The sequence below is a fragment of the Neisseria sp. Marseille-Q1983 genome, from assembly GCF_018224585.1.
GTDB classification, from domain to species: domain Bacteria; phylum Pseudomonadota; class Gammaproteobacteria; order Burkholderiales; family Neisseriaceae; genus Neisseria; species Neisseria polysaccharea.
The window spans coordinates 1-1,565 of sequence record NZ_JAGTUI010000095.1; the positions used below are offsets into that span (position 1 = coordinate 1).

Here is a 1,565-nt window from a genome sequence, read left to right on the forward strand (position 1 = left end):
TTGTGAATCAGGATCCGATTGGGTTGGAAGGCGGCTTTAACGTTTATCAGTTTGCACCGAATGTAAAGGGGTGGGTTGACCCGTTGGGATTATTCGGCTTTGCAGGAACTATTCCCAGTTCTGGCGGCTTTGGCAGTTCAGTAGCAACTGCTGGGCATCAACATGCTGCGGCTGCTAACAATGCAGCGGCTGCGATTGTTGCTTCCCGGTCAAAATCGCATACTGCTGTTGGGCGATGCAATAAAGACGAGCAAGACCCTTGTTCACAATTTCCCACAAAAAATGCAGCTAGAACTATTGCCTTAAAAGAAGCTGGTATTCCAACAAGTTCAACCCCTATTGCACAAAATATAATACCTAACTGGGAACAATATATGTATAAAAATCCAAATGGTTCACGAACACCACTCATTGTTTCACACCATCCCTCTGATGCAAAACATCCTTGTCCACACTGGCATGTAGGTACCGCAAAAATGGATGGAAATCTTGTTCAAAAAAGAAAAAATGGGAATGGTACATTTTCTTGGAAATACTACAAAGATAATGTAACTGTACAACATAGGAAATAGTATTATGACTGCCTTAAAAGATAAGATTTTTACTTTAAAACAGAATAATTTAATAAAAAAAATGAAAGAAAATTATTTTTTGAATAGTTTGATTTTGAATTCTGAAAAATTTATTCCATATCCATTTTCGTGTGAAATAATCAATCGTGTTTTCGTATCCTATAAAAGTATAGAATTATCAAAAGTAAATTTTAGCTTATCGATAAAAAATGAAATATTAAATTTTTTAATACCAGAGGAAAATGATATTATATATGTATACTTTTATGGTGGAATAAATGATTCAGCTAAAACACCAATAGAATTATTCCCTTTATTTATTATTAAAAGAAAAAATATTAGTAATTGGCTAGAATTAATAAACAAGCCTAATTTTTACTGTTTAAAATTTTTTAATAATAAAATAGATAAAATTATTGATATATCTCTACTCGACAATGAAGAAAATGTGTTATCTGTTTCCGTTGGAGTGAAAGAATAGCTTTTAAAATAAAAAACTATCTATAAATAGCAAATTATTAAGCAAACGTAGGTTGATTCAAGCCCTAATGCTCCTGCAAGGTCGTATGAACGGCAAGTTCAGCAAAAGACTCTCCCCTAAAACCTGTTTGTCCTGTAAGGGTGCCGCCGCCGCTGCCGGCCGCCCGGTCAATCCAATACACGGGCTGAGACCTTTGCAAAATCCCCCCAAAATCCCCTAAATTACCACCAAGACATTTAGGGGATTTCTCATGAGCACCTTGTTCCGGCAAACCGCACAAGCCATGATTGCCAAACACATCGACCGCTTCCCACTATTGAAGTTGGATTAGGTGATTGATTGGCAGCCTATCGAACACTACCTGAACCGTCAAAGAACCCGTTACCTTATACCCGTACCGATGAGGAAGGCTATATCGAGAAACTGCATATCATCCCCGCCAATACCCATGAGTGCAACCACCTCTCGCCTTTGTTGGAAGGACTGCCCGAAGGTACGACCGTCTATGCCGA

1 protein-coding gene and 2 pseudogenes are annotated in these 1,565 nt (G+C 37.8%); all 3 read left to right on the top strand.

Going from position 1 to position 1,565, the window contains the following annotated elements:
• Nucleotides 1-572 (top strand): annotated as a pseudogene (locus tag KEM39_RS11775) (hypothetical protein); the annotation flags it as partial.
• 4 nt (nt 573-576) lie between these two features.
• A complete protein-coding gene (locus tag KEM39_RS11210) occupies nt 577-1,053 on the top strand; it encodes a hypothetical protein (RefSeq protein WP_025457416.1) in 477 nt (158 codons plus the stop codon).
• Nucleotides 1,054-1,303: 250 nt separating this feature from the next.
• A pseudogene (locus KEM39_RS11215) lies at nt 1,304-1,565 on the top strand (hypothetical protein); the annotation flags it as partial.

Coding starts and splice junctions, on each gene's coding strand:
- KEM39_RS11210 (WP_025457416.1), top strand. CDS start 577: ATGACTGCCTTAAAAGATAAGATTTTTACTTTAAAACAGAATAATTTA.